Origin of the sequence: Streptomyces sp. NRRL S-495 (assembly GCF_000966955.1) — a bacterium.
Classification (GTDB): Bacteria; Actinomycetota; Actinomycetes; order Streptomycetales; family Streptomycetaceae; genus Kitasatospora; species Kitasatospora purpeofusca.
The window spans coordinates 1-26,148 of sequence record NZ_JZWY01000408.1 but is presented as its reverse complement, the minus strand read 5'-3'; the positions used below and the strand labels follow the sequence as shown (position 1 = coordinate 26,148).

Annotated in this window: 22 protein-coding genes and 2 pseudogenes; 13 read left to right on the top strand and 11 right to left on the bottom strand. The window is 71.9% G+C overall.

The window, feature by feature from the left end:
- Positions 1 to 265: 265 nt before the first annotated feature.
- The 3 genes from VR45_RS21515 to VR45_RS21505 are packed head-to-tail and all read right to left on the bottom strand — an operon-like array spanning position 266 to position 3,372.
- Positions 266 to 1,399 (bottom strand): FAD-binding oxidoreductase, encoded by a 1,134-nt coding sequence (locus tag VR45_RS21515; RefSeq protein ID WP_045941426.1) that lies wholly within the window; start codon positions 1,397 to 1,399, stop codon positions 266 to 268.
- 42 nt (positions 1,400 to 1,441) lie between these two features.
- Entirely contained in the window at positions 1,442 to 2,929 is a 1,488-nt protein-coding gene (locus VR45_RS21510; RefSeq protein WP_045941425.1) for an NAD(P)/FAD-dependent oxidoreductase, read from the bottom strand.
- Positions 2,926 to 3,372 (bottom strand): nuclear transport factor 2 family protein, encoded by a 447-nt coding sequence (locus VR45_RS21505; protein WP_045941424.1) that lies wholly within the window; start codon positions 3,370 to 3,372, stop codon positions 2,926 to 2,928. Before VR45_RS21505 ends, VR45_RS21510 begins: the two co-directional genes overlap by 4 nt.
- A 133-nt stretch (positions 3,373 to 3,505) precedes the next feature.
- On the opposite strand from VR45_RS21505, the gene VR45_RS21500 reads away from it, so the two are divergent.
- Positions 3,506 to 4,072: a PadR family transcriptional regulator gene (locus tag VR45_RS21500; RefSeq protein ID WP_045941423.1), complete on the top strand. Its 567-nt coding sequence runs from the start codon at positions 3,506 to 3,508 to the stop codon at positions 4,070 to 4,072.
- A 226-nt stretch (positions 4,073 to 4,298) separates the two neighbouring features.
- Entirely contained in the window at positions 4,299 to 4,748 is a 450-nt protein-coding gene (locus VR45_RS21495) for a cold shock domain-containing protein (protein ID WP_045941435.1), read from the top strand.
- A 165-nt stretch (positions 4,749 to 4,913) separates the two neighbouring features.
- Here VR45_RS21495 and VR45_RS21490 read toward each other — a convergent pair whose 3' ends face one another.
- Complete coding sequence (locus tag VR45_RS21490) at positions 4,914 to 5,126, bottom strand: MbtH family protein (RefSeq protein WP_043467896.1); 213 nt, start codon at positions 5,124 to 5,126, stop codon at positions 4,914 to 4,916.
- Positions 5,127 to 5,638: 512 nt separating this feature from the next.
- Here VR45_RS21490 and VR45_RS21485 point away from each other — a divergent pair.
- Complete coding sequence (locus tag VR45_RS21485) at positions 5,639 to 7,513, top strand: ABC transporter ATP-binding protein (RefSeq protein ID WP_045941422.1); 1,875 nt, start codon at positions 5,639 to 5,641, stop codon at positions 7,511 to 7,513.
- Positions 7,514 to 7,832: 319 nt separating this feature from the next.
- Here VR45_RS21485 and VR45_RS21480 read toward each other — a convergent pair whose 3' ends face one another.
- The 3 genes from VR45_RS21480 to VR45_RS21470 all read right to left on the bottom strand — a co-directional run bounded on the left by VR45_RS21480 (position 7,833) and on the right by VR45_RS21470 (position 11,491).
- On the bottom strand, positions 7,833 to 8,819 hold the full coding sequence (locus tag VR45_RS21480; protein WP_045941421.1) for a ParB N-terminal domain-containing protein: 987 nt from the start codon (positions 8,817 to 8,819) through the stop codon (positions 7,833 to 7,835).
- 554 nt (positions 8,820 to 9,373) lie between these two features.
- Positions 9,374 to 10,117 carry a hypothetical protein gene (locus VR45_RS21475; RefSeq protein ID WP_052709255.1) on the bottom strand — a complete coding sequence of 248 codons (744 nt, stop codon included), beginning with the start codon at positions 10,115 to 10,117 and terminating at the stop codon, positions 9,374 to 9,376.
- A gap of 330 nt (positions 10,118 to 10,447) precedes the next feature.
- Positions 10,448 to 11,491 carry a saccharopine dehydrogenase NADP-binding domain-containing protein gene (locus VR45_RS21470; protein ID WP_199925979.1) on the bottom strand — a complete coding sequence of 348 codons (1,044 nt, stop codon included), beginning with the start codon at positions 11,489 to 11,491 and terminating at the stop codon, positions 10,448 to 10,450.
- Between the two features lie 129 nt (positions 11,492 to 11,620).
- On the opposite strand from VR45_RS21470, the pseudogene VR45_RS21465 reads away from it, so the two are divergent.
- From VR45_RS21465 to VR45_RS44355, 4 genes and pseudogenes are all read left to right on the top strand, one after another.
- A pseudogene (locus VR45_RS21465) lies at positions 11,621 to 12,524 on the top strand (DJ-1/PfpI family protein).
- A 256-nt stretch (positions 12,525 to 12,780) separates the two neighbouring features.
- Positions 12,781 to 13,143 (top strand): peptidoglycan-binding domain-containing protein, encoded by a 363-nt coding sequence (locus VR45_RS21460; protein WP_045941420.1) that lies wholly within the window; start codon positions 12,781 to 12,783, stop codon positions 13,141 to 13,143.
- Between the two features lie 161 nt (positions 13,144 to 13,304).
- Complete coding sequence (locus tag VR45_RS21455; RefSeq protein WP_045941419.1) at positions 13,305 to 14,384, top strand: N-acetylmuramoyl-L-alanine amidase; 1,080 nt, start codon at positions 13,305 to 13,307, stop codon at positions 14,382 to 14,384.
- A 249-nt stretch (positions 14,385 to 14,633) separates the two neighbouring features.
- Positions 14,634 to 15,353 carry a peptidoglycan-binding protein gene (locus tag VR45_RS44355; protein ID WP_199925978.1) on the top strand — a complete coding sequence of 240 codons (720 nt, stop codon included), beginning with the start codon at positions 14,634 to 14,636 and terminating at the stop codon, positions 15,351 to 15,353.
- 56 nt (positions 15,354 to 15,409) lie between these two features.
- Here VR45_RS44355 and VR45_RS47095 read toward each other — a convergent pair whose 3' ends face one another.
- Entirely contained in the window at positions 15,410 to 15,877 is a 468-nt protein-coding gene (locus VR45_RS47095; RefSeq protein WP_159394296.1) for a helix-turn-helix transcriptional regulator, read from the bottom strand.
- 532 nt (positions 15,878 to 16,409) lie between these two features.
- On the opposite strand from VR45_RS47095, the gene VR45_RS21440 reads away from it, so the two are divergent.
- From VR45_RS21440 to VR45_RS44340, 3 genes and pseudogenes are all read left to right on the top strand, one after another.
- A complete protein-coding gene (locus VR45_RS21440; protein ID WP_045941418.1) occupies positions 16,410 to 16,772 on the top strand; it encodes a peptidoglycan-binding domain-containing protein in 363 nt (120 codons plus the stop codon).
- A 74-nt stretch (positions 16,773 to 16,846) separates the two neighbouring features.
- Positions 16,847 to 17,113 (top strand): annotated as a pseudogene (locus VR45_RS50595) (peptidoglycan-binding domain-containing protein); the annotation flags it as partial.
- Positions 17,099 to 17,761: a peptidoglycan-binding domain-containing protein gene (locus VR45_RS44340; RefSeq protein WP_353612708.1), complete on the top strand. Its 663-nt coding sequence runs from the start codon at positions 17,099 to 17,101 to the stop codon at positions 17,759 to 17,761. The pseudogene VR45_RS50595 and the gene VR45_RS44340, both read left to right, overlap by 15 nt.
- A gap of 217 nt (positions 17,762 to 17,978) precedes the next feature.
- Here VR45_RS44340 and VR45_RS21430 read toward each other — a convergent pair whose 3' ends face one another.
- Both VR45_RS21430 and VR45_RS21425 read right to left on the bottom strand, forming a co-directional pair.
- Complete coding sequence (locus VR45_RS21430) at positions 17,979 to 20,324, bottom strand: FtsX-like permease family protein (protein WP_199925977.1); 2,346 nt, start codon at positions 20,322 to 20,324, stop codon at positions 17,979 to 17,981.
- 145 nt (positions 20,325 to 20,469) lie between these two features.
- A complete protein-coding gene (locus tag VR45_RS21425; RefSeq protein ID WP_234326062.1) occupies positions 20,470 to 21,201 on the bottom strand; it encodes an ABC transporter ATP-binding protein in 732 nt (243 codons plus the stop codon).
- A gap of 13 nt (positions 21,202 to 21,214) precedes the next feature.
- On the opposite strand from VR45_RS21425, the gene VR45_RS21420 reads away from it, so the two are divergent.
- The 3 genes from VR45_RS21420 to VR45_RS50105 all read left to right on the top strand — a co-directional run bounded on the left by VR45_RS21420 (position 21,215) and on the right by VR45_RS50105 (position 23,515).
- Positions 21,215 to 22,555: a sensor histidine kinase gene (locus tag VR45_RS21420; protein WP_234326061.1), complete on the top strand. Its 1,341-nt coding sequence runs from the start codon at positions 21,215 to 21,217 to the stop codon at positions 22,553 to 22,555.
- Positions 22,552 to 23,235: a response regulator transcription factor gene (locus VR45_RS21415; RefSeq protein WP_045941415.1), complete on the top strand. Its 684-nt coding sequence runs from the start codon at positions 22,552 to 22,554 to the stop codon at positions 23,233 to 23,235. Before VR45_RS21420 ends, VR45_RS21415 begins: the two co-directional genes overlap by 4 nt.
- Before the next feature lie 151 nt (positions 23,236 to 23,386).
- Positions 23,387 to 23,515 (top strand): hypothetical protein, encoded by a 129-nt coding sequence (locus tag VR45_RS50105; RefSeq protein ID WP_286163375.1) that lies wholly within the window; start codon positions 23,387 to 23,389, stop codon positions 23,513 to 23,515.
- Positions 23,516 to 23,817: 302 nt separating this feature from the next.
- Here the strand turns inward: VR45_RS50105 and VR45_RS21410 are convergent, their stop codons facing one another.
- Positions 23,818 to 25,599, bottom strand: coding sequence for a fatty acyl-AMP ligase (locus tag VR45_RS21410; RefSeq protein WP_052709252.1), 1,782 nt, complete (start codon positions 25,597 to 25,599; stop codon positions 23,818 to 23,820).
- Between the last annotated feature and the right edge of the window lie 549 nt (positions 25,600 to 26,148).

Below are 26,148 nucleotides of genomic sequence, written 5' to 3'. Positions count from 1 at the left end.
GTCCGACTCGCCGGTGTCTTCTGCGGCTCGCGCCCCGTCCGACGTTCCAAACTCTAGCCGACCCCCGCTCCGAAAAGCGAATCCGGCCGCAATCCCCACAAATGGACACGCCAAATAAACCCGAGCCGGGTGTTATTGGTATTTCCAGAGAATTGGCCGCCCCGGGACCGTCCGCGCTGTTGCGTGTCCGGTGCTCCCTGTCAAGCGACTTGAAAACACTACCCCTCCCCTTCCCCAGGAGCAAGTCGACCCCGACCCGGTCGGGTCAGAGGTCGAGTTCGGTGTCCGTGATCGGGTAGGCGACGCAGGAGTGGGTGTAGCCGAAGCGTTCGTCGGACAGCCGGAGGCGGGCCTCGGTGGCGGTGTGGACGTGGCCCTTGACCACCCGGACCCGGCAGAGGCCGCATTCGCCGGAGCGGCAGGCGGCCTCGGGGCGGATGCCGGCGTCCTCCAGGGCGTCCAGCAGCGGCCGGTCCCGGCGGGTGCGGAAGGTTCGGCCGCGGGCGGTGACGGCGACCTCGGCCGCCGGGTCGGTGCCGGCCGGCCAGTGGGGCTGGGCGGTGGGGTCGGCGGGGGCGCCGTTGGCCTCGAAGCGGATCCGGCGGCGGGGGTGGCCCAGGTCCGCGAGCTGTCGCAGGGCATAGGGGTAGAGGGCCTGCGGTCCGCAGACGTAGACGGTGCGGCCGGCGAGCGGTCCGGCGAGGGCCTCGACCAGGGCGCCGGTGAGCAGGCCGGTGGGGCCGCTCCAGTCGGCGGAGGCGTGCTGGACCACGTGGTGGACATGGATGTCCGGGTGGGTGGCGGCGAGGGCGTCGAGTTCGGTGCGGAAGACGATGTCCTCGGCGCTGCGGGAGCCGTACAGCAGATGGAAGCGGCGGGACAGGCCCCGGTCGGCGATCTCACGGACCATGCTCATCGCCGGGACGACGCCGGAGCCGCCGGCGAGGAAGACGAAGTCCTCGCCGTGGAAGAGCGGGTTGTGGTGGAAGGTCCCGGTGGGACCGGTGGTGGTGAGGGTGTCGCCGGGCGCGAGGGTGTCGATCAGGTGGTTGCTGATCCGCCCGCCGGGCACTCGGCGCACGGTCAGGTCCCAGTGGTCGGCCCGGGCGGGACTGGACGCGATGGCGTAGGGGCGGTTGGTGCCGTCGGCGAACACCCCGACGTACTGGCCGGCGAGGAAGGGCGGCAGGTCGCCGCCGTCGGGGCGGCGGAGGCGGAAGGTGCTGGTGCTGACGGTCTCGGTGAGGATCTCGGCCACGGTGAGGCGCAGCCGCCGGGGATGGTGGGCGTCGACGGCGGCGGTGCTGGCGGCAGGGTCGGTGGCGTGGTGCGGACGGGCTTCGAGATCGGCCCGCACCGCGTCGTGGTCGTCGAAGTGGGGGGCGAGGGGGTGGCTCACGGGCGTTCTCCAACCTGGTGCGGGCGGGCAGAGGGGCCGGGCTCAGGCCGCGTCCCTGGCGCGGAGCAGGCGGCGGGCGACGCGGGCGCCGGCTTCGAGGGTGGGCTGGAAGCCGCCCGGTCCGGCCCAGGAGCCGGCCAGGTGCAGTCCGGGGACGTGGCTCCGGCGTTCGCTGTTGCGGAAGAGCCAGCCCTCGGTGCGGTCCTGGTCGTAGCCGTAGATCGCGCCGCCGGGGTGACCGAGGTAGCGGGCCAGGGTGAGCGGGGTGGCGACGTCGACCTCCTCGATCGCGTCGCGGATGCCGGGGGCGACCGCCTCGACCCGGTCGAGCAGGGTCTGCGCGTAGGCGAACTTGGTCCGGGCGTAGTCGGCGGGCGGGATCTTCGCCCAGTGGTCCCCGTACTGGAGGGTCATCAGGCTGACGTGGGTGGCGCCGGACGGGGCGAAGCCGATCGGGGCCACGTCGTAGGAGGTGACGCAGATGCCGCGGGCGGGTTCCAGGGTGCGGGTGGCGGCGTAGGTGCGCTCGTCGTCCTCGTCGGCGTGGACGAAGGTGGTGCTGGTGGTGAAGCCGAGCTCGGCGGGCGTGGCGGCGAGGCCCATGTGGAGGACGACGCCGGAGACGCCGGTCCGGCGGGTGGCGAGGTCCTCGCGGACGGCGGCGGGGACGGCGTCCTCACCGAGCATCGCGTAGGTGACCGGGAGCGAGGCGTTGGAGACGACGTCCCGGGCGGTGACCTCCTCGCCGTCGTCCAGCCGGACGCCGGTCACCCGGCCGTGCTCGGTGAGGAGGGCCGTGGCCGCCGTGTTGAACCGCACCTGTCCACCGGCGCCGAGGAAGGAGTCCAGGATCGCGGTGGACAGTGCCTGGGACCCGCCCACGAGGTGCCAGGGCTTGAACTCCAGGTAGGCGTAGAGGGTGAGCGCGAGGTCCTGGAAGGCGAGCCGGGAGGGCGGCTGGCCGAGGTAGGTCCAGTAGGTGCCGAGCACCGACTTCGGTCCGGGGTCGTCGAAGAACTCGTCGAGGACCTCCTTGACCGGGCGCAGCCCGTACCGGAACAGCACCGGGTCGACCTGCTCGGGCGGCATGCCGCGGATCGCCGCGATCTGCCAGAAGGTGACCTCCCTGACCAGTTGGAGGAAGCGCTCGATCCGGTCGCGGTTGCCGGGGAACGCCTCCGCCAGGGCGTCGGTCGTGCCCTGCCAGTCGGCGGGCAGGGTGACGTCGTAGCGGCCGGGGACGACGGCCCGGTAGAGGTCGTGCTCCTCGACGAACTCCAGCTTGTCGCTGACGCCGAGCCGGTCGAAGAGGCCGCGGAGGGTGAAGGGCTGCCCTTCGGCGCCGACGCCGGAGAGCTGGTGCAGGGCGACCTCGAACTCGAAGCGGCCGCGGCGGAAGGAGGTGGCGCAGCCGCCGGGCAGGTTGTGCCGCTCGACGAGCAGGGTGCGCAGGCCGGCGAGCTGGAGGCTGGTGGCGGCGGTCAGCCCGGCGTTGCCGGCGCCGATGACGACGGCGTCGAAGTCGCTCACCGCTCCGCCGCCCCGGCGGCATCGGCCCCACCGGTCGCCCCGGCGGCCCCGGCGACCTCAGCGGCCTCGGCGGCGATCCGGTCGAACTCGGCGGCCATCGCGGCGGCGAGCGCCTGGGCGCCGGAGAGCGGGCGGACCATCACGGTGAGCTCGTCGATCCTCCCGTCCTCGTCGAGGTGGAGGAAGTCGCACCCCTGGAGCTGCTTGCCGCCCACGGTGGCGGTGAACACGAGGGCGTGGTCCCGTCCTTCGGGGTCGCCGATCTCGCGGACATAGGCGAAGTCCTCGAAGACGCGCAGCACGGCGCGCAGGATCGCGCCGGTGATCGCCTTGCCGGGGTAGGGCTTGAACGCGACGGGGCTGGTGAACGCGACGTTCTCGGCGAGGAGATCGATCATGGCCTGGGCGTCGCGGTCCTCGACCGCCTTGCGGAAGGGGTGCATGGGGAGGCCTCCGGTCCCTAGTCATCGAATTGAGTAGGTGTACCGGCGAGTATGGAGCGGTCGGGAACGCACTGTCCATAGCCATTAGTCACCTTGTTGACCAGTGGTCGGCAGTGGCTGCTAGCGTGACCGCATGGCTTTGCGGCACGCGGTGATGGCTGCCCTCCTGGAGGGCGAGGCCTCCGGCTACGACCTCTCCAAGGGCTTCGACGCCTCGGTGGCGAACTTCTGGATGGCCACCCCGCAGCAGCTCTACCGCGAGCTGGACCGCATGGAGGCCGCCGGCCTCATCTCCGCCCGGGTGGTCGAGCAGGAGCGGCGCCCCAACAAGCGCCTCTTCTCCCTCACCGAGGCCGGACTCGCCGCCGTCCACGCCTACACCGCCGAGCACACGAACAAGCCGACCACCATCCGCGACGAGCTGATGGTCAAGGTCCAGAGCGTCGACGCCGGTGACGCCGGCGCCGTCCGCGCGGCCGTGGCCGAACGCCTGGAGTGGGCCCGCGCCAAGCTCGCCCGCTACGAGCGCCTGCGGGCCAAGCTCCTCGACGGCCGCACCGAGGAGCAGCACCTCGCAGAGGCCGAGCGGGTCGGCCCCTACCTCACCCTGCTGCGCGGCATGGCGTTCGAACGCGAGAACATCCGCTGGTCCGAGACCGCCCTCCAGGTCCTCGCCTCCCGTACCGCCTTCCACGGCTGACCGCACCGTCCGGAGCGGGGCGCCGGCTGCTCACGGAACGGCCGGCCGCCGGGGCCGCACGCCAGGACTTGACGATCGGTCAAGTGGCCTGCGCCGACGCGGCAACCGACTGCGGTGCGGCGGCAGTTGAACGGTCGCCGCGAAGCACCGGGAACCCACGCCCAGCGGCTACGATCTGGCACCGATTGTTGGGGCAAGGGGCCTTTTTCAGCTGGGAGTTGCCGTGGTGGTTACTGGTCGTGTGGTGCGGTTCGACGGTGCGCGGGGCTATGGGTTCATCGCTCCCCAAACCGGTGGTGAGGACGTCTTCCTGCATGTGAACGACATGCTGATTCCCGAGAAGTACGTGCGCTCGGGCCTCGCGGTGCAGTTCGAGGTCGAGGAGGGCGAGCGGGGGCCGAAGGCCTCCTCCGTCCGGCTCGCGGTCGACGCCGACGGGAACCCGCTGACGCCGCCCGCCTCGCTCGCGGTCCCTGCGGTCCCCGCGGGCGAAGGGGGCCGGGTCGCGGCGGGCGACGGCGACGGACTGTGCGACGTGCTCGGCGCGGACGAGTACCTCAAGGAAGTGACCGAGGTGCTGCTGAGGGCCGCGCCTTCGCTCACCGGGCAGCAGATCCTGGCCGTCCGGGCCGGACTCGCCAAGTCGGCCGAGGAGCACGGTTGGACCGATCACTGACGCATCATCGGAAAGGGGCACCGGTCGCCGTCGGCGGCCGGTGCCCCTTTCGCGGTTCCACCCGCACGGTGCGGGCACCCGCGCGCCCGCACGGCGCGGGCGCGCAGACGCCGGCGCCCCTGACCCCGGGCGGGGTCAGGGGCGCCGTGGCGGGGCGGGTGCGGGCTACTTCTGCTCCATCGCCGCGATCAGGCTCTTGGGCCGCATGTCGGTCCAGGACTTCTCGATGTAGTCGAGGCAGTCCTGACGCGCGGCCTCGCCGAACACCGTGTCCCAGCCCTCGGGCACCTCGACGAAGACCGGCCACAGCGAATGCTGGCCCTCGTCGTTGACCAGGACCAGGTAGTTGGCATCGGGGTCGTCGAACGGATTCGTCACCGTGTCGTCCTCTCTCGGGTACGTGATGTGGGATCGCACCGGTGGCGGGCGGTCACCGGGGTCCTGGTGTCGGCTGCACCCTCGTGCTCGGTCACCGTGCTCGGCGGCCGCCTCATGCTCCGCCCCGCACACCGGGACCCACTATCGCCCAACGGTCCGGTGGCCAGTCAACAGGGCCGACGTGCGTGCTCCCGCCGCGTTCAACCGCACCCGTGCGGCAGTTGGACGGGACGCCCGACGCTCTTGATCGACGTTCCCGGACGGTGCCATCGTGGGCGCCGCGGAGCCGTTCCGCGGCTCCGGCGACCCCTGGACGGCACAGGCGGCCGAACAGCGCAGGCACCACGGACAGCACAAGCACCGGCCACCGGGACGGCGTCCGCTCCGGCGCGGGCCCGCCCCGCCCGCCGGCCGGGACGCCGGCCCCGGAAGCCGGCCCGAGCGACCGCGGTCAGCACCCGGCCCCGCCGTCCCGTCAACCGACCCACCCCACCGACACAGGGCGGCCTCACATGGCAGCAACGGCACCGACGGCAGCAAGGACACCGAAGAACCGCCCCGGCGAGGACCCGGCCACCCGCCGGCGCGTCGCACCCGGCACCGTGCGGCGGATCCTCCCCTACGTCCTCCAGTACCGCCGGACCGTCGCCCTGCTGCTGCTGGTGACCGTGGTGGACGCGGTCATCACCGCGACGAGCCCGCTGATCCTGAAGATGATCGTCGACGACGGCATCCTGGCCGGGAACACCGGGACCGTGATCCGGCTCTGCCTGCTGGTCGCCGGGCTCGCCCTGGTCGACGCCGCCGCCCTGTACACCCAGGCGTGGTGCTCCGGGCGGGCCGGCGAGGGGCTGGTCCTCGACCTGCGCACCCAGGTGTTCGCCCACGTCCAGCGGCAGCCGATCGCCTTCTTCACCCACACGCCGACCGGCGCGCTGGTCAGCCGGCTCAACACCGACGTGGTACAGGCCCGGCAGGCCGTGACGACGCTGCTGTCGCAGTCGGTCTCCACCGTGCTGACGCTGGTGCTGGTGCTCGGTGCGATGTTCTACCTCTCCTGGCAGATCACCGCCGCGGCGCTCGTACTGATCCCGCTGTTCATGCTGCCGGTCCGGCTGATCGTGCGCCGACTCCAGCGGCTCATCCGGGAGGGCATGCAGCTCGACGCCGAGATGGGGTCGCTGATGAACGAGCGCTTCAACGTGGCGGGAGCGATGCTCGTCAAGCTGTACGGCAACGCGGAGGAGGAGTCCGCGCTGTTCGGCGGCAAGGCCGGGCGGATCCGGGACGTCGTCGTGGCCCAGGTCGTCCAGGGACGGGCCATCATGGTCACCGTCTCCGTGATCACCGCGATGTTCACGGCGCTGGTCTACGGCCTCGGCGGCACCCTCGTCATCAACGACACCCTCCAAATAGGTACCCTCGTCGCCCTCATCACCCTCCTCCTGCGCCTCTACGAACCCGTCAACCAACTCACCACGGTCCAAACCAGCGCCATGACCGCGCTCGTCAGCTTCGACCGCGTCTTCGAAGTCCTCGACCTCGAACCCCTCATCACCGAAAGCCCCCACGCCCACCCGCTCACCACCACCACCCCACCCGACATCACCTTCACCGATGTCACCTTCCACTACCCCACCACCACCCGCACCACCCTCGCCTCACTCCGACCCACCACACCCCACCCCGACCACACCACCCCCACCCTCCACAACCTCACCTTCCATGCCCCCGCCGGCAAACTCACCGCCATCGTCGGCCCCTCCGGCGCTGGCAAGACCACCCTCACCCACCTCATCCCCCGCCTCTACGACCCCACCCACGGCACCATCCACATCGCCGGCCACAACACCCGGCACCTCACCCTCCAGTCCCTCCGCAACACCATCGGCATCGTCACCCAGGACGCCCACCTCTTCCACGACACCCTCCGCGCCAACCTCCGGTACGCCCAACCCCACGCCACCGACGAGGACCTCACCCGAGCCTGTGAAAAGGCCCTCATCTGGAACACCGTCACCCAACTCCCCCACGGCCTCGACACCATCGTCGGCGACCGCGGCCACCGCCTCTCCGGCGGCGAGAAACAACGCATCTCCCTCGCCCGACTCCTCCTCAAGGCCCCACCCCTCGTCATCCTCGACGAAGCCACCGCCCACCTCGACACCGAAACCGAAGCCGCCATCCAGCACACCCTCAGAACCACCCTCAAAAACACCACCACCCTCGTCATCGCCCACCGCCTCTCCACCATCCGCGAAGCCGACCACATCCTCGTCCTCGCCGACGGCACCATCCAGGAAGCCGGCACCCACCAACAACTCCTCGCCAACCAGAACCTCTACGCCACCCTCTACCACACCCAATTCGCCCACCAGGACTCGTAGTCGGGCCCGAGCGGCGCGGCCGGCAGCGGGGAGGCCGGCAGCGGGGAGGCCGGCGGGGCGGAGCCGGCGGCGGTCGGCGCCCCGGCCGAGCGAGGATCAGGGCACACGGTACGGCGGGCCGGGCGGCAGTGGCCGGCCCGCCCAGCAGGCAGTGGGACACAACGGCGCGCGAGCACGAGGAGCAGGGCAGCGCGGAGAGCGACACGCGCGGCCGGGGCGGGAAGCAGGGGCTCACCGACCCGGAGCGCCCGAGGCGGCGGCCGGGAGAACGACGGTGCCGGACCGGCGGGGTCCGCCGGTCCGGCACCGATGACGCTTCTCAGCAGTGGCTCTCGGCCGGGCTCGTCTCCGTGGCCCCGCCGCGGACCTGGAGGTCGAGGTCCTGCGCGAACTCCGTCCACATGTCGGCGTACTGACGCGCCAGGCCGACGATCAGGTCCCCGCAGTGGGCCGGCACCGCCGCCGCCAGCTTCGACCACTCCCGGGTGTCGATCGCGTTCTGGCGCAGCAGGCGCAGCAGGTGGCGGCCCTCCTCCTTGTGCCGCAGCGAAGGGTCCCGCAGCAGCTTCTCCAGTACCGAGGCGGGGTCCGGTTCGACCAGCCGCATCTTCCGGACCGCCTGGCGCGGGACGGACGGGACCGTCACGACGGCCGGTACGACGGTGTCCTCGACCACGCGGTCCGGCCCGGCGTGCTCCACGGCGGGCATCTCACCGGCCGCGAGGCGGCGGCGGACGTCGCCGACCGTGGCCGGTGAGATGCCCGCCAGCCGCGCGACCTCGCGCAGCGAGGCCTCGGGGCGTTCGACGAGCAGCTCGGCGGCCCGCTTCCGGCCCTCCACACTGTTCAGTGGGCGGATCTTGCCGTCGCGGCCGACCCGGGCGTTCACCTGCGATGTCACATCGGTCGACCGCCGTCTGATGGCGGCGACGGCCTTCGCACCCAGGCCGGAGGCCTGTGCGATGGCGCGGTCCGACATCTGCGGGTGCGTGGAGATGATCCGTGCGGCCGCTGCCCGGCGGTCCCCCTGGGAGAGGGGCAAACCATGTGCAATGTTCGCTTCAACGGCCCGCAAAAAGGCCTCTTCGCTGGTACCGTCGAAGAACTCGACATCGATCGTTTCATGGCCCTTCAGGAAAGCGGCCATCAGTCGGTGCATACCGTCGATCACGCGCATGGTGCGCCGTTCCACGAGGATCGGCGGGAGCGGCGTCTCCAGTTCCACCAGCCTGGCGACGTGTTCCGCGTCCGGCCCTTCCGAGCGCGGTGACTCGCCGGGCAGCAGGACCGCGATCGGGATGGCCATGACCTCCCGTTTCGGGGGCACGGCGGGCCGAACGGAACCGTACGAGTCCGCGGCCCTAACGCCGTTCACCGGTATCAGGACTTTGACAACAGGCCGTTCCACTTCCCGCTCCCCCGTTTGACATCCGACTTGTCTTCACTGCTTCTACGAACGGTTGGTGCGACGCGACCGATACCGCGACGCACTCGACAGGGTCATGCCATGGCAGCCGCCATCGAACCCCCTGCCACCGAGCCCTCATTTCCCACCCCGCCGGTATGCCGGGGGAGGGAACGTCGCGCCCATCACACCAGTCACTGCAGCCTCACTGACCCAACCGTTCAACAACCGTGTCCATGGTCACCGATCACCGCAGGACTGTCGATACGTCACCTCACCTTGCCCTTGCCCCTGTTCGATCACGGAGACCCCGTCCGCGCCCGCAGTCGTCTCCGTACGTCATGCCGGACCGCGGTGGTCGGGACCGGTCCGGACCTCACGACGCGTTCAACTGCGGACCGGCGGCAGTTGGACGCTCCGGGCCACCTCCGGCACTCCCCTCCGGACCGGAGCCGTCAACGGGCGGCACCGGACGGGGCCCGCACACTGAAGAGGTAGCTGCGGCAGTCGTCCGTCATCGTGCTCACCGTCTGCCAGCCCCCTCGCTTCCACCGGTACATCCGATAGCCGAGTGTGGTGGTCAGACTGCGTACCAGGCCTGTCGGTTCCGGCTGGTACCCCGTGGAACGCTTCGTCCGGTCCAGCTCCAGCTCCAGCAGGAGCGAAGGGCGGTCCCGCAGCAGGATGCCGAAGGCGCCGAGCAGGACATCGGGTTCGACCCGGCCGACGACCACCTTGATGAGATCCACCCGTTCCAGGCCCGCCTGGCGACAGAGCCGGTCCACGGTCAGGCCGGCCGGGCGGCCACCGGTCCCGATGGCCGGCGCCGCGGTGCCACCGATCACGTACAGGTGCCGGCTTCCGGACTGTGGCCCCGGCCCGCCGGGTCCGGGCTCCGTGGGCCCGCCGCGCGCGGCGCGGTGCACGACCACATTGGCGCAGCCGAGCCGGGCGGTCAGCGAGAGCATCCACCGGGCCCGGACGCGCAGCGGTTCCACACTGTGCACCTGGCCGTGCCGCCCGGCGAGCGCGGACAGCCGCCAGGTGTCGAGGCCCGATCCCGCACCGAGGTCCAGACAGACCGCTCCCGGGCGCACCAGGGGGCCCAGGAAGGCCCTGCTCGTCCAGGTGACGGCGGCCCGGCGCAGTGCCGCCGCGACCAGGACGCCGTGCACGGTCGCGTCCATCAGGCCGACCACCGGCGTCCCTTCGCCCCGCCGTCGGTCCGGTCGAACGGCCGCACCGCGGCCCCGCGGTCGACGGACCCGCACCTCCGGCGGCCGGGTTCCCACTCGGTCACGCGCACGACACTCCATCCGGTCGAAGCGGCGGTCCGGGCCGGACATTCCCACCCGTGATCGGCCTGCTGAACACGTCCGAGGCTAGGGTCGGCCGCCCCCGGGCACATCAGCCCACGTATTGATTGCCGGTACACCGCTGGATTGAGGGGCCCGTGGGGGCGCGGTGGGCAGGTGGGGGAACGGCGGTCCCGCGGACGGCCCGCTCCCGGCCGACCTGGACGGCCGGGGTCAGGCGGTCGGCTTCTGCGGGTGCAGGTCGAGTGCGAGGTGCGGGCGGAGTGCGCGCAGGAAGTCCGGGGCGTCGAAGATCTCGCCGGCGGAGGCGACGCCGGTGGTCCTGATGGAGCCGGCCAGCACGCGCTCGAGGGCCTCGACGACCAGGGGTGCGGTGATGGCGTAGATGTCCTGACCGCCGGCCGTGACCCGGCGTTCGGCCTTGCCCGAGCGGACGACGACGTCGACGAGGAAGGTCTGGTCCGAGCGCCCGCTCTCGTCGGCGGCGACCGGGGCGGGCGTGTGGGGAGCGACGACGTCCCGGACCGCCTCGGTGTTCATGTAGGTGGTCACGTCGGGGATGGACAGGTGCTGCGGGACGGTGACGACGTCCGCCATCGTGAACTCCCCGATCACCGGCCGGGGGCCCATCGGCTCCGGGAAGGCCCACTCCAGGGTGGGCGCGGCATCGGTGCGGCGCTCCCACTGTCCGCCGCGGTAGCGCAGGCGGTAATCGCCGCGCCGCTCGCGGGAGACCGCACCCGAGAGCCGGGTGCCGGCGGTGGGGTGCCAGCTGCTGAGCGCGTAGGCGATGTGCGCCTCGTCGGCCTCGGTCCAGTCGCCCATCGCGGCGGTCACGAGCAGGTCGCCGAGACCGCCGAAGAAGGCCATGGCCGGCACGATCACCGCTCCCGCGTCACGGGCCCGCTCGCGGTAGTGGGCGAAGGTGTCGAGGTTGGCCTCCAGCTCGGCGGCCACGTCCAGGTAAGGGATCTTCGCGCGCAGCGCGGCCTCGATCACGGGGCCGGTGGTCGAGGCGAAGGGGCCGGCGCAGTTGATGACCGCCGCCGTTCCCGCCAGGGCCCGGTCCAGCGAGGCCGGGTCCTCGGCCGACGCCACCCGGGCCTCCAGCCCGTGCTCGTCGGCCAGTTCCTCCAAGGCCCGCGCGTTGCGCCCGGACAGTACCGGCACGAACCCGCGCGCGACGAGCTCCGCGACCACGAACCGCCCGGTGCGACCGTACGCGCCGAACACCGCCACCAGCTGACCTGACCCCATGAGACTGCTCCCCGTCCGCTCGAACACCCGCTGCGATGCCGGTCCGCTGCGGCCCGACACCCACATCCTGTCCCTGCGGCAGCACCCCGCGCGAGCGTCGGGAACGACATGCCGCGTACAGTTTCGGACATGCCCGCTGTCGCGCTGGCCGTCACCGACGGCATGCTCCACTACGAACTGTCCGTGGCCGTCGAGGTCTTCGGATCCGATCTGACCCACATCGTGGACCCCTGGTACGACTTCTCCCTCTGCGGGAGCGCTCCGGTGCGCGTCGGCCGTTTCCTTCTGGAGCCCGACCACGGACTCGACCACCTCGCGCACGCGGACACGGTGATCGTCCCCGGCTGGGCCGACACGGACCGCGAACCGCCCGCCGAACTGGTCGAGGCGGTGCGCGCCGCCCACGCGGCCGGCGCCCGCGTGGCCTCCCTGTGCACGGGCGCCTTCGTCCTGGGCGCGGCGGGACTGCTCGACGGCAGGCGCGCCACCACACACTGGGCCCACACCCGGGAGCTGGCCCGGCGCCACCCAACGGCCGCCGTCGATCCGGACGTCCTCTACGTCGACAACGGCGACGTCCTCACCTCCGCGGGCAAGGCCGCCGCCATGGACCTGTGCCTGCACCTGGTCCGCCTCGACCACGGCGCGGCCGTCGTCAACAGGATCGCCCGACGCCTGGTCGTCCCGCCGCATCGCGACGGTGGCCAGGCCCAGTTCATCGCCACCCCCGTCCCCGCCCCGGGCAACCACCCCCTGGGCGAGCTCTTCCCCTGGGCGCTGGAGCGACTGGACCAACCGCTCACCGTGGAGGACCTTGCCCGCCGGGCCCGCATGAGCTCACGCCACCTCGGCCGCCACTTCAAGCACCTCACCGGCACCACGCCGCTGCAGTGGCTCCACACCCAGCGCATCCGCCACGCCCAGGAACTCCTGGAGACGACCGACGCCACCGTCGACACCATCGCCGCGACCACTGGCATGGGTACCGCCACCAGTCCCGCCCGACACCTACCGCCGCACCTTCCGCCCCTGAGAAGCAGTTCGAGGCCCCACCCGCCGAGCGGCGCCGGCGGGACGGGGACGGGACGGGGGGCGGGACGAGGGCGGGACGGGAACGGGGACGGGGACGGACGCCCCGGCCGGTCCAGGACGTCCCAGGGACGGAAATGCCCTGGTGGGACGGGTGGCGCGGCGCCGAGCATGGGCCATGTCCGAGTCACGGACCGCAGACCCGGGGCAGTGCTCCGCCGGAGCGGCCCGTGACCGCTTCCGAGATGGGGGAACCTTCCATGATCAAGCACGTGTTCCGGCGCGGAGCCGTCACCCTCGGCGCTGTCGCCGTCGCCGTCACCTCGCTCGCCGGCGTCGCCCACGCCGACCGGGGCGTCCCGTACGTCAAGCCCGGCCAGCGCGGCGACGGGGTCGCCTGCGTGCAGCAGGGGCTGCGCAACGCGGGGTACTCCATCACGGTCGACGGCCAGTACGGCAACGCGACCTATGCGGCACTGACCGACTTCCAGCAGCACCGCGGCCTCTCGGCGGACGGCATCGTCGGTCCGAAGACCGGCGACGCCCTCTACTACGGCTACCTCAAGCCCTCGGGCAACCTGGTCCAGATCGAGTTCTGCCCCACGGTCATCCCCACCAGCTGACCCGCCGCCCGGACGACCCGCCGGACCCGTCCGCCGGGTCCGGGCGGCCCACCCGCTGCCCTCGTGCCGTCACCAGGCGCGGGGGCAGCGGTGCTCCGCCGCGCCCCCGGACCTCCCGCTCCTCCTCCCCTCCTCCTCCGAAGGACCAGGTAGCCCTCGACATGACCACCGACCCCACCCCCTCCCACCCCGGGCGCCGCTCGGTGCTCGCCGGCGCCTTCGCGCTCGGCACCGGCGCACTGTTCTCCGCCACGCTCCCCTCCGGGGCGGCACACGCCGCCACCGGCCCGGCGATCGCCTCGACGGCCGTCTGGGGCGCCCGGCCCGCGTCCGGCCCGCTCGGCATCCTGCCCGGCGCGCCGGACAAGGTGATCGTGCACCACACCGCGACCGCCAACGTCACCAACTACTCGCAGGCCGCCGCGTTCTCGCTGGCCAGGTCGATGCAGACCTACCAGATGGACAGCGAGGGCTGGATCGACACCGGCCAGCACTTCACCGTCAGCCGCGGCGCGTACATCACGGAGGGCCGGCACAACAGCCTGTCCACGCTGGCCAGTGGCACCCAGCACGTGGAGTCCGCCCACTGCACGGGGCAGAACACGGTGGCCATCGGCATCGAGAACGAGGGCACCTACAGCACCGTCGACCCGCGCAGCGAGCAGTACGCGGCGCTGGTCGCCCTCATCGCCCACATCTGCCGCCAGTACGGGCTGCGGGCCTACCAGATCTACGGGCACCGCGACTTCAACACCACCGAGTGCCCCGGCGACCGCCTGTACGCGCTGATACCGCAGCTGCGCCGCGACGTGGCCGCCCAGATCGGCGGGGACCCGACCGGCCCGGTGTGGCCGGTGCTGAGCAGCGGCGCCTCGGGCGAGCGGGTGAAGACCCTGCAGTACCTGCTGGTGCAGCGGGGCGCCACCCTGACCGTGGACGGCTCGTTCGGTCCGGCCACCCGCAGCGCCGTCACGGCCTTCCAGAACACGGTGCACGCCTCGGCGGACGGTGTCGCGGGCAACCAGACCTGGAGCCAGGCGGTCGCGCCGCTCGCGCGCGGGGCCTCGGGCAGCGCGGTGACCGCCGTGCAGAGCCAGCTGGTCGCCCACGGCGTCACGGTGGCGGTCGACGGCGCCTTCGGCCCCGGGACGCAGTCCGGGGTGGCGTCCTTCCAGAGCGCGGCGTCGCTGCCCGCCGACGGCGTGGTCGACGCCCGGACCTGGAGCCGGCTGCTCGCCTGACGCCCGATGCCGTACGGCTCCGGCGCCGCCCGCGGACCAGGTCACCGCGGGCGGCGCCGCTGTGCGTCGCACGGGCAGCGACGCAGCGTCCGTCGTTCGGCGAGTGACGCCGCGTCCGCCCCGAACGGTCGGTCCCGGCCGTCGCGGGACGTCCCCGAATCGCGGTGGACCGTGGTGGGACGCCGGTACCCGGGCCGAGAGTGAGCGGCACCGCCTGATCGTCCGACAGGCGCACCGGAAGGGATGACCGTGAAACACATCGCAGCCCTGCGCGGCCTCGCCGTGGCCGTGCTCGCACTCGTCGCCTTCGCCCTGCTGCCCGCACAGGCGCAGGCCGTCGACTCGACCACCTGGATCCAGCGCAACCTGGTCGGGATCGGCTACCTGGCGAGCGGCGGCGTCGACGGCGCGTACGGCCCGGCCACCACCGCCGCCGTCCGCGGCTTCCAGCGCGACAACGGGCTCGACGAGGACGGCGCGTACGGCCCCAGGACCGAACTCGCCCTCCACAACAAGGTCGCCGAGGTCCAGCGCGCGACCGGCTCCGGCGCCGACGGGGCCTACGGCGCGGGGACGACCTCCTTCGTCGCCGCCTGGCAGCGGGCGCACGGGCTCGACGCCGACGGCATCGCCGGCCCCGCGACCATGAACGCGCTGGGGATCGCCCGGACGGTGCGGATCACCGCGCAGTGGAAGTTCCCCGCCCTCGGCTGGAGCGTGAGCGGGCAGTTCGGCTGCCTGGAGCAGATCTACACCCACGAGAGCGGCTGGAAGGTCTACGCGACCAACCCCTCGTCCGGCGCGTACGGGATACCGCAGGCGCTGCCCGCCACCAAGATGGCGTCCGCCGGAGCCGACTGGCAGACCAACCCGGCCACCCAGCTCAGCTGGGGCCTGAGCTACATCAAGTCGCGCTACGGCGACCCGTGCTCGGCGTGGAGCTTCTGGCAGTCCCACAACTGGTACTGAGCGGCACGCGGGAAGGGCCCCACCCCGGGCGGGGTGGGGCCCTTCCGGTGTCGTACCTACAGGCCGCCGCCGGGAAGGGTGCCGCGCCGCAGCTCCCGTCCCTGGGCGACGGACCGCGCCAGACCCGCCGTCAGGGCCAGTGCCAGCACGGTCAGCGACCACAGGGCCATCTGCCGGCGGTCCTGCGCGGCGGCGTCCCCCTCGCCGGGCGCACCGGAGCGCCCGACGGCGCCCGCTGCGGCGGCCGGCGCGGCGGCCGAGGTGCGGCAGGCCTCCGCCAGGGTCCACAGCTCCAGCAGGCGCCGCTCGTCGGCCTGGCAGACGACGGCGATCCGCTCGACGGCGTCACGCGGCGGGAACTGCTTGCCGTTCACCCACCGCTCCCACGAGGACTTCGCGTAGTGGGTGTGCTCACTGATCCGGGCGTAGGTCAGGCCGGACGAGGACTTCAGCGACTGAAGCTCCTCGGAGAGGCGGTCGGCGGGGTCCTTCGGCGCGCCGCCGGACACAAGAACATGGTCCATCGTTCGTTTCCCCCTGGTCGTTCCGTTGTGCGATCGAGGACGCGCGACGGAGCCGGGTGCCGTGCCGCACTCCCGCCGGCCGGTCCCCACGGGCCGTACCGGTCTCCCGGCGGCCGAGCCCCCCGCCCCCGCGGTGCGCCCTCCCGCAGCACGGCCCACCCCGGGTCTCGTGCTACGGCGAGATCCACTGTGACATCCCCGGAACGAAGATCCACGATCTTCCTGTTTTTGGGACGGGTACGACGTATACCACCGCCCTGAGCTGCGGTTTGAGACACCGGGACCGCTCAGGTTGAGACACCGCGGGCCTCGGACGGGCGCCGTGGGACGCCCTCGCCGCGCACCGTACGGAGCCGCCGCGCGGTGCGTCTGACCAGCCGCGACGACTCCGCCTCCGTCCCCGGCCGGCGTGCCCGTGAGGGAGGGCGTCCCAGGGACGCGAAACGTTCGCGGGACGTCTTCGGGGCTTCCTAGTGTCGGCTGCCGACGGTCGTTGCGGCCGCCCTCACCCACGCCTCCCAGGAGCCCCGCCATGCCCATGTTCCCGATCATCAAGCGCGCCGCCCTCGTGACGGCCACCGCCGCCGTCGCGGTCACCGTCCTGGCGGGCACGGCCAGCGCGCGGCCCTCGGCCGGCGAGATCGCCTACGGCGACCGCGGGACCGGCGTCAAGTGCGTGCAGCTCGCGCTGAACGCCTCCCTGCACTCCGGCCTCCAGACCGACGGCATCTGGGGCGCCCGCACCGAGACCGCCCTGCGCCAGTTCCAGAAGGCCAACCACCTCGACGTGGACGGGGTGGTCGGCGTCCAGACCGGCTCCCAGCTGCTCGAGGTGATCGTCCACAACGAGCACGACTGGGGCACCACCTGCTGGGAGAACCTGCCGACCTGGTAGCCCGCCCTCCCCTCCTCTCCTCTCTCCTCTCATCCCCTCGTCCCCTCATCCCTCAGCAGAAGTGAGGAACTTCCGTGAAGCGCTTCCCGGCCGCAGTGGCCGCGGTCTTCGCCGCCCTCCTGGCAGCAGTGCTGTCCGTCCCCGCCGCCCACGCCGCGAGCTGGCCCGTCGTCCGCAACGGCGACCAGGGCGCCAAGGTGTCCACCGTCCAGTACCTGCTGAACGCCCGCGGCTACGCCACCGGCGCCGACGGCGCGTTCGGCCCCGCGACCGAGGCCAAGGTCAAGAGCTTCCAGAACGCCAACGGCCTGAGCCCGGCGGACGGCATCGTCGGCGGCGCCACCTGGCCGAAGCTGATCGTCACCGTCCGCCAGGGCGACAACGGCGACGCCGTCAAGGCGCTCCAGGTCCAGCTGAACGCCCGCGGCGCCAACCTCTCCGTGGACGGCGCCTTCGGTGCCGGCACCGACTCCTCGGTCCGCGGCTTCCAGCAGTCCGCCGGCCTGAGCCCGGTCGACGGCATCGTCGGCCCCGCCACCTGGTCCGCCCTGCTCTCCGGCGGGGGCGGCAGCACCGGCGGCGGCAGCGGCGACCTGCTCAGCCAGTCCCAGGCCGCCTCGCTGCTCTCCTCCGCGGGCATCACCTGGTCCTCCTCGGGCAACTGCTCCAACCGCAACAGCAGCACCTGCACCTCCTTCGACGGCCTGCGCCGCGCCTCGGCGGACGGCGCCGTCGCGCTCAAGCACGCCGTGGGCGGCTGCGGCCTGACCATCACCGGAGGCACCGAGACCGGCCACTCCGCCGGCACCTACAGCCACGCCAACGGCTACAAGCTGGACTTCGCGATGGTGAGCTGCCTCACCAACCACATCACCGGCAACTTCGCCTACAGCGGCGTCCGCGGCGACGGCGCCACCCTCTACACCTCCCCCTCGGGCAACGTCTACGCCAACGAGGGCAACCACTGGGACGTGACCTTCACCGGCTGACAGCCACCCGGCACGACCGCACCCCGAGGGGCACCGGACGCATCCGGTGCCCCTCGGGGCTTCGAGCACCTCCTGGGCCGGGACGGCCGCCCCGCACCCACCTGACCAGCCACTTCAAGACGGTGGATGCACGCTTCTGCTACGGCGACCGGCGGCGCTGCTCTGTCCTACTCGGTCCTACTCGGTCCTGCTCGGTCCTGCTCGGTCCTACTCGGTCCTACTCGGTCCGCAGCGCGGTGGCGGTCCGGGTCTTCGCCGCCCAGCCGGCCGGCAGCAGTGCGCCGAGCAGGGCGATCACGATCCCGCCCGCCAGCAGGGGGACGAGCAGCCCGGTGGTGTAGACGTGGGACACGCTCGGCGGCAGGTGCCGGCCGATCGCGTTCCCCATCGGGGTCAGCGTCGCCTTCTCCACCGCGACCCCGAGCGGGACCCCGATCAGCCCGGCGACCAGGCCGGTGAGTGTCACCGAGGTCAGGACCATCGCGACGGTCTGCTTGGGTGTCATCCCGAGGGCCTTGAAGATCCCCAGGTCATGAACCCGCTCCCGGGTGTCCTGCACAACCATGCTCAGCACCCCGAGCGCGGCGACCGCGACCATCATCAGCGTGAGCGTGACCACCAGGGCGCCCATGGTGATCACAATGATGTTCTTGCCCCCGTCCGAGTGCGGCTGGACCGAGGCGTTCAGCGGGGCCAGCGCGGCGGCGGCCGAGGCGGACCAGTCCGGTCCGTCGACGTTGTCGGCAAGCTCGACGTTGAACTGGTCGATGTGCGGGGTCAGACCGGCGGCGGTGAAGGTGGCCGCATCCGTCATGGCCGTATAGTCGCCCGCGTTGGTGTTGAAGTTGATGCCGACGACCTTCAGCGACAGTTGCTTGTTCTGCTGCACCACGGTGACGTTGTCACCGACGTGGATCCCCACCGCCGTGGCCAACTTGTCTCCGACCACGGCCTCGCCGGGCGCCGAGTACCAGCGGCCGGACAGCAGTTCCAGGTGCGTCCAGGAGAAGTCGCCGGTGACCGTGAACACCTGCGTCGGTTCGCCGCCGGTCGGGGCGCCGACCATGGTCGCGCCGCTGTCGCCCCAGCCGAACGCGGTCTTGGTGCCCGGGGTCCTGGCGAGCGCAGCGGCCACCTCGGCGGCGTCCAGGTGCGACTTGCGCGGGTCGTTCGGGCCGTAGAGATCCCAGGGCACGCCTACCTCGGCTGTGGGAATCACGATCTTCGACGCGACGCTGAAGCCTGAGGTGCTGGTGTCCAGGTACTTGTTGAACCCGGACTCCAGCCCCGCCGCGAACGTGACACTCACCACGCCGAACAGCACCGCCGCACCGACCAGTACGGTCCGAGCCGGCCGGGCGAACGGCTGGGCCAGCCCGAACGACACGGCCCGGGGCAGCGGCAGCCGCGAGGCCAGACGGTGCGCCCTCCGACCGCCCCCGGCCTTGGGGGCGCGGCCGACGACCAGAGCCCGCACGGTCGACATCCGGCCGGCTCGCAGTGCCGGGATCAGCGCCGTGACGCCGACGACCAGCAGGGTGCCCAGCGGCACCACGGCGCTGACCCACAACGGAATCGTGGCACTGGCCGCGCCGAGCTGCTTGGTGGCCCCGTCCAGGATCGGTACAGCCAGGAGGTTGCCGAAAGCCGTGCCGAGCACCAGGCCGACCGTCGCCGGGATCATGGCCTGCGCGGTGTAGGCGCGGGCCACCTGCGAAGGAGTGAAGCCCAACGACTTCAGAATCCCGATGCGCCGGATTCCCGAGGCCACAGCCCCGCTGACCACGATCGAGATGATCAGCACCGACATGAACAGCCCGAGGATCCCGAAGGCGACCAGGAACGGCACGTAGGCCTTGGCGTTGCCGGTCACCTGCTGCTCCGCAGTCAGGTACGACTGTCCGGCCTCGACCGAGCCGGCCGGCGCGGCGGCGACCACCGCCTGCTTGTCGGTGGCGATGTCGGCGTCGGTCCCGGCCTCGGCGAACCGGTAGAGCATCTGCTCGTCGGCCTTGGCACCGGCAGTGGTGAGCCGCGCGAAACCGTCGGCGGTGGCAAAGGCGGTGGCGCTGTTGGTCACCGAGTCGGCGAAGCCGACGACCTTGAACGACGGCTTGCCCGGCAGCGAGGAGAACACCACCGAACTGCCGAAGCAGTCGACGGCATAGTGCTGCCACGGCAGGGCGATCTCGCCCGGGCCGGTCGGCCAGCGCCCCCGGGTCAGCAGCAGCTGGTCCATCCCGGAGGTGCTGCCCAGGTCGGGCCGGGTGGTGACGGTGATCGGGTGATTGTCGGTACCGGCGAAATCGTTCTTGGGGCAGTCCGTGCCGACGGTCGTGTCCAGGGCGGCGGCGATCGGGTACGGCCCGGACGCCTCGGTGACGCCGGCGGCGTGCGCGGTGGCGGCGGCCTCTGCAGCCGTGGCCTTCGAGCTGTCGAACTGGACCGCCAGGTGTGCCCCGTTCCGAGCGCTGAAAGCGTGCTCGAACGGGGCCTGCACGACAGTCAGCAGGCCGAGGGAGAGCACCGAGGACGTCACCGCGGCGAACGTTGTGAGGGCCATGACGAGCGACTGGAGCCGACGCCGGCCCACGCCGGAGCGTACGACCTTGCCCAAGGCGCTCATCGGCTCACCGCCAGCAGCAGGCGGGCCGCGGCACGGGATCCGAGCTCGAAGAGGCGCCGGGGCATCGGCGGCTTGCGCAGTGTCATCCGACCGCTCCCGCCGGACGGGTCAGCAACGTGCGGGCGGCCAGGCCGGCACCGCTGCCGTTGTTGACGACGTCCCGCTTGACCGCGCCGTCCACCAACTCGATCGTGCGGCCCGCGGTGCTCGCCGCCAACTGCACATCGTGGGTCACCAGCAGGATGGTCTGGCCCTCGCTGTTCAGGTCCAGCAGCAGCTGGCGCACGTCCTCGGCCGAGCTCGAGTCCAGCGCGCCGGTGGGCTCGTCGGCCAGCAGCAGCGCCGGCTTGTTCATCAGGGCCCTGGCCACCGCCACCCGCTGTCGTTGCCCGCCGGACAGCCGCTGCGGGTAGGCCTTGGCATGCCGGTCGATGCCCAGCGAGCCGAGCAGCTCGATGGCCCGCCGCTTCGCTTCGCCCTTGTCCATCCCGGCCAGCTGCGCCGGAACCATGACGTTGTCCAACACGGTCAGGTCGTCGAGCAGGTTGAAGAACTGGAAGACCATGCCGATCGAGGCCCGGCGGTACTTCGCCGAACCGGCCTCACCGAGCTGGTCGACGCGGGTGCCGTCGACGGTGACACTGCCGCTGGAGGGCCTGTCCAGGCCGGCGATCAGGTTCAGCAGCGTGGACTTCCCGCTGCCGGAATGGCCGAGGATCGCCACGCACTCACCGGACGCCACGGACAAGGTCACACCGGCCAGCGCGGGCGGGCCCTCGTCATACTTTTTTGTCGCGTCTTGGAGAGCGATCATCGGCGGGTTCGTCATGGCCCTGAACCTAGGAACGGACCATGATCCATCGCGTCGGCTGGCGGATGTAACCCTCCCCGGGCCATCGGCCCGGCGGTGTACCGGCGCATACATCCCCGGGGCGACGCGCAGAGCCGACGCCACGGAATACGATCCCCGTATGGAAGAGCTCCTCCAGCGTCTCTCGACATCGAAGCGCGTGACCTGGCTGACGTCACAGGCCGTGGTGCTGGCCACCGCCGGCTTCTACGCGCTGATGCTCCCCTTGACGACGCCGAGCCCTGCCGACGGCCTGTTCCGGTTCCCCGACCTCGGGGCCTACCACCGGATTGGTCTCTGCGTGGTGCTCGCCCTTCCGATCCTGCTGGTGCGCCGTCTGCCGGCGACCGTCTTCACGGTTGTCCTGGGCGAATCAGCCCTCGGCGACCTTTTCGGCGCGCGGCCCTTGATCGTGTTCATCCTGCTCGTCGCCTTGAGCGGGTACCTCGCCGCCCGGCGGCCGAAGGCTGCCGCCGTCGGCTCCGTCGCGGGCGTCGCGGCCGCGTTCGTCAACGACATCCACGTCAGCGGGCAGTCCGTCGGCGACGCGGCCCAGTGGTCCGGGGGGCTCGCGTTGTGGTTCGCGGTCGCGTGGGTGTTCGGGGGGGTGTACCGCAAACGCTGTGAGTACCTCGAAGCCCTGCACGAGCAGACCGCGGCCCGCGCCGTCATGGCCGAGCGGCTGCGGATCGCCCGTGAACTGCACGACAGCGTCGCGCACAGCATCGGGATCATCACGGTGCTGTCGGGAGCGGCGGCGCGGGTCGTGGAGACCAGGCCCGAGCAGACGCGGCAGGCGCTGACCGGCATCGAGACCACCAGCCGGGAGACGCTGCTGGGGCTGCAGCGCATGCTCGGGGCGCTGCGCCGCGCCGAGCCGGACGACGCCATGCCGTCGGCGGCTCCGCTGGCGCCGGCCGGCAGCCTGGCCGACGTCCCGCAGCTCGCCGAACGCACGGCCGGCGCCGGGGTTCGGGTCCATGTGACCTGGCGGGGCGAGCAGCGCCAGCTGCCGCCGGAGATCGAGCTGTCGGCGTTCCGGATCATCCAGGAATCGGTGACGAACGTGGTGCGGCATTCCGGGGCGCGGACGTGCCGGGTCGCGGTCGGTTACGAGCCGGAAGGGGTGACGATCGAGGTGGTGGACGACGGGGACGACAGTCTCGGCGGGCCGGGCCGTCCGAGGCACTCCGCGGCCGGCGGGAGCGGCTTCGGCCTGCTCGGCATGCGCGAGCGAGTGACGTTGCTGTCCGGCCAGTTCAGCGCCGGCCGGCGTCCGGAGGGCGGATTCCGAGTGATGGCGAGCCTCCCGGTATGAGCGTGCGAGTACTGCTGGCCGACGACCAGCCCCTGATGCTGGTCGGGCTCGCCATCCTGATCGGCAACACCGACGACCTGGAGGTGGTCGGCGAGGTCGGCAACGGCCACGAGGCGGTGCGCCTGGTACGTGAGCTGCGGCCGGACGTCGTGGTGATGGACATCCGGATGCCGGGCATGGACGGGATCGAGGCGACCCGGCAGGCGACCGCCGAACCGGACCCGCCCAAGGTGCTGGTGCTGACGACCTTCGACGACGACGAGTACGTCTACGGCGCACTGCGCGCCGGCGCCAGCGGATTCCTGCTCAAGAGCATGGCCCTGGACGCGATCCTGGACGCGATCCGCGTGGTGGCGGCCGGCGAGGCGTTGCTCGCGCCGAGCGTGACCCGACGGCTGATCGCGGACTTCGCCGGAACATCCGGCCCTGCGGCCCCCGAACCGGACGCCCGGCCCGCCGCGGACTCAAGGCTCATCGCGGAGATCACCGACCGGGAGCGCGAGGTGCTGGCACTGGTCGGACAGGGACTGTCGAACACTGAGATCGCCGAGCGGTTGGTGATCAGCGTGGCGACGGCGAAGACCCATGTCGCGCGACTGTTCGCCAAGCTCGAGGCGCGAGACCGCGTCCACCTGGCGATCATCGCCTTCGACACCGGACTCGTGCCGCGCAGACGGTAGGGCAGGACGAGAAGAACGACGCCTGGCAACGTCAGCACCCTGTACGTGCTCATCGCTGCTTCACTGGCGTGTTCGCGCGCTGTCCCGACGAACCCACCCGGGAAGTGCGCCGCAGGCTACCGGGCGTGACCTGGTTCCCGCGGTCGGCAGCATGCTGCTCCTGCTCGTCGACCTGCGGCCCGAGCACATCGACGCCTGGGTGAGCACGCAGCTCGCCGCCGGCCTCGGGCGCACCACCGTTCACCACGCGGTGGGGTGGCCGTGCTGCGAGGCGCCCTGAACCACGCGGTGCGGACGTGGCGGCTGCGCTACAACCCGGCCGGGTCGAACGTGTACGCGATGGCCGCGCCGAGCGCCCGAGGGTCCGGATTGCCGGTCAGGCGCAGCACCATGCGGTTGTTGTAGGCCGCATTCGGTCCTTGGAGCTGCGCAAGGAACCGGAGCCGGCTTCGTGCGCGCAGCGAGCGACCGCCGAGAACGGTGTCCTCCGCGGCGCTCGATCCGCGCCCGTGAGCCCTTACCAGGCCTGCATCCACGTCAACCGGTTCGCGATCCCGCGTGCGGTGCCGGTGCGGGCGGGCGTCACAGGGTTTCGGACCCTGCGGTCAACTGCCGTACCGCGGGTTCGAGTTCGGTGTGCAGGGCAGTGATCTCGCCGGCCAGGAAGCGGTCGCGCATCGCGGCGCGCTGGATCTTGCCACTGGTGGTGCGGTGGACACTGCCGCGCCGCACCAGCAGGACGTTGCGGACCGGCGCGCCGGTGGCGGCGGTGAGGCGGCGGATGACGGCCGCCGCCGCGGCGCGCAGTTCCTCGGCCGATACGGTCGGGCTGACCTCGTGCACCAGCACGATCCGCTCGTCGGGGGCCTGGACGCCGAAGGCGGCGCCGACGAACTTCTCCAGCGCGGGGTGGGCGGCGCGCGCCTCGTGTTCGAGGTCGTGCGGGTAGAGGTTGCGGCCGTGGACGATCATCACCTCCTTGAGCCGACCGGTGATGAACAGCTCACCGTCCACCAGGGCACCCAGGTCGCCGGTGCGCAGCCAGCCGGGTTCGGTGTCGTCAGCGCCGGCGGGGCGGGCCTCGAAGGTACTGGCGGTGAGGTCGAGCTTGCCCCAGTAGCCGTGGCCGACGCTGTCGCCGCGCAGCCAGATCTCGCCGACCTCGCCGGCGGACAGGGGGTGCCGGGTGGCGGGGTCGACGATCAGGGCGTCGAAGGCCTCGGGGCGTCCGACGCCGGTGATCTCCTTGGCGTGGCCGTCACGGGCGGGAACCAGCGCGGGGCGGTCCGCGTCAGCGAGGCGCTGGGCGTCGACAACCAGGACGGTCGGCTCGCGGTCGATGGGGGTGCCGCTGGCGTAGACGGTGACCTCGGCCATGCCGTAGCCGGCCGCGACGGCTTCGGGACGCAGGCCGATCTGCGCGAATCGCTTGGTGAACGCGGCAATGGTGGGGGCATGGATCGGCTCGGAACCGTTGATCAGGAAGCGCAGCGGTGACAGGTCGAGCCCTTCGAGGTGTTCGTCCTTGATGAGGCGCAGCGCGATGCCGTACGCGAAGTTGGGGGCGGAGGTGGCGGTGGTCCGGAGTTCGCTCATCATCCGGAACCACTCGACGGGCCTGCGGGCGAACACCGTCGGCGGCATCAGGACCGATGTCGCGCCGCAGAAGAGTGCGCCGCTGAGCTGGACGAAGAGGCCGAAGTCGTGGTGCAGCGGCATCCAGCTGCCGAACGAGTCGTCACTGTTCAGACCCACGACGGTGTACTGGGCCCCGAGGTTCGCCAGGACGTTCCCGTGAGCCAGCATCACGCCCTTCGGGGTGCCGGTGGAGCCGGAGCTGTACTGGAGGACGGCGAGCGAGTCGTGGTCGGCGTGGCGGCCTCGGAGCGCCGCAAGGGGGACCTCACCTGCCGGCACAGGGGCGGCGGCCCGGACGGGGACGCGGCCCAGGCCCTGCGCGTGGAAGCGCTCGGCGAGCGTGTCGAGGTCCCCGGCATCGGCGAACACCAGTCCTGGGGTGCAGTCAGCGGCGATCGCGGCGACGCGCTGGGCGGCGCTGCTGGAGCCGGTCGCCGGCGGGGCGGGCACGGCGATGACACCGGCCAGCAGGCAGGCGAGGTAGAGCTCGACGAACTCGGTGCCGGTGGACAGCGCGATGAGGACGCGCTCGCCGGGAGCCAGGTGCTGCGCCAGGTCGGCGGCGCGCAGGCCGGCCCGGCGGGCGAGTTCGGCGTAACTGAGGCTTTCGTGCGTGGCCTCGGTGGAGTCGCGGTAGATGGTGATCGCGGTCTTGTCGGGGTTCTGGGCGACGCTCGCGGCGAACGCGTCGCCGAGGTTCCGGTAGCCGGTCAGCTCGAAGGCCATTGCTTCCCCTTGGGCTTGGCGCTGCGTCGATCCGGGCGGCGCGCGGACATGCACGGCGGCCCGCGCTGCGCGGCTGAGTGGTGTCGTTCTCGCCTGTCTCGATCAAGCGGTTCGGCCGCAGCTCTGCCCACGGTTCCGCGATCCGGTCCAGGCGTCCTGACGTCCTGACGTCCTGAATTCCGGCCTCGCCGAACTCCGTCGGTTCCTGGCGGCGCAGACCACTATGCCCCAACCACTGGCGATGGTGCGGGCGTTCAACCGGTGCGAATGATCAGCACGGGTGTGTTCAACCATCGCCGTGCGCCAGTTGGACGAGGACCGGCGGGGGGATGCCGCGCCCCCGGCACGGGGGTTTTCCGGGAGCGCGGCGGTCTCACACTAGGGGTTGTCCGACAATTCGCGCCGCATCAGCGCGCGGCGGGAATTGTCCGACCCCCAGTCGGCAGGGTGGAGCCCGTGCGTCCTCCGTCGGACGACCGCAGGGCCGTGGCCTCCGTCGCAGGGATGCGGTCGGACGGCCGGCCCGCAGCCGGCCGAAGGCCCTGAAGG

What these genes read in the sequence shown, in the direction of transcription:
- VR45_RS21505 (WP_045941424.1), bottom strand. Translation starts at nt 3,372, where the DNA reads ATGCACCCCTTCCGCAAGGCGGTCGAGGACCGCGACGCCCAGGCCATG.
- VR45_RS21500 (WP_045941423.1), top strand. Translation starts at nt 3,506, where the DNA reads ATGGCTTTGCGGCACGCGGTGATGGCTGCCCTCCTGGAGGGCGAGGCC.
- VR45_RS21485 (WP_045941422.1), top strand. Translation starts at nt 5,639, where the DNA reads ATGGCAGCAACGGCACCGACGGCAGCAAGGACACCGAAGAACCGCCCC.
- VR45_RS21480 (WP_045941421.1), bottom strand. Translation starts at nt 8,819, where the DNA reads ATGGCCATCCCGATCGCGGTCCTGCTGCCCGGCGAGTCACCGCGCTCG.
- VR45_RS21470 (WP_199925979.1), bottom strand. Translation starts at nt 11,491, where the DNA reads ATGGGGTCAGGTCAGCTGGTGGCGGTGTTCGGCGCGTACGGTCGCACC.
- VR45_RS21460 (WP_045941420.1), top strand. Translation starts at nt 12,781, where the DNA reads ATGATCAAGCACGTGTTCCGGCGCGGAGCCGTCACCCTCGGCGCTGTC.
- VR45_RS21455 (WP_045941419.1), top strand. Translation starts at nt 13,305, where the DNA reads ATGACCACCGACCCCACCCCCTCCCACCCCGGGCGCCGCTCGGTGCTC.
- VR45_RS47095 (WP_159394296.1), bottom strand. Translation starts at nt 15,877, where the DNA reads ATGGACCATGTTCTTGTGTCCGGCGGCGCGCCGAAGGACCCCGCCGAC.
- VR45_RS21440 (WP_045941418.1), top strand. Translation starts at nt 16,410, where the DNA reads ATGCCCATGTTCCCGATCATCAAGCGCGCCGCCCTCGTGACGGCCACC.
- VR45_RS21430 (WP_199925977.1), bottom strand. Translation starts at nt 20,324, where the DNA reads ATGGCCCTCACAACGTTCGCCGCGGTGACGTCCTCGGTGCTCTCCCTC.
- VR45_RS21425 (WP_234326062.1), bottom strand. Translation starts at nt 21,201, where the DNA reads ATGATCGCTCTCCAAGACGCGACAAAAAAGTATGACGAGGGCCCGCCC.
- VR45_RS21420 (WP_234326061.1), top strand. Translation starts at nt 21,215, where the DNA reads ATGGCCCTGAACCTAGGAACGGACCATGATCCATCGCGTCGGCTGGCG.
- VR45_RS21415 (WP_045941415.1), top strand. Translation starts at nt 22,552, where the DNA reads ATGAGCGTGCGAGTACTGCTGGCCGACGACCAGCCCCTGATGCTGGTC.
- VR45_RS50105 (WP_286163375.1), top strand. Translation starts at nt 23,387, where the DNA reads ATGCTGCTCCTGCTCGTCGACCTGCGGCCCGAGCACATCGACGCCTGG.
- VR45_RS21410 (WP_052709252.1), bottom strand. Translation starts at nt 25,599, where the DNA reads ATGGCCTTCGAGCTGACCGGCTACCGGAACCTCGGCGACGCGTTCGCC.